Origin of the sequence: Secundilactobacillus silagei JCM 19001 (genome assembly GCF_002217945.1) — a bacterium.
GTDB classification, from domain to species: Bacteria; Bacillota; Bacilli; order Lactobacillales; family Lactobacillaceae; genus Secundilactobacillus; species Secundilactobacillus silagei.
Genome location: NZ_BCMG01000087.1, coordinates 1 through 202, shown reverse-complemented (window position 1 = coordinate 202; position 202 = coordinate 1). Strand labels below are relative to the sequence as shown.

General features: G+C 49.5%; 1 protein-coding gene. It reads left to right on the top strand.

Features of this window, described 5'->3' with window-relative positions; all coding sequences use genetic code 11:
- The coding region (locus CES79_RS12995; RefSeq protein ID WP_159459513.1) for a hypothetical protein at positions 1-202 on the top strand (202 nt) is incomplete at both ends.

Here is a 202-nt window from a genome sequence, read left to right as displayed (position 1 = left end):
TGATGCCAAGGCAAATGTGACGATTCCAAGTAACCAAGGTGATCAAACGGTACCTGATGTAACTGGTAAGACGGGCGAACATGTTGATGTTACAGTACCAGTGAAGCCAGGCTACACGGCGGATAAGTCAACGGTACCGGCGACAGTGAATGCCGACGGTACGATCACCGTTGATAACCCAACGACCACAGGTAAAGTAAAC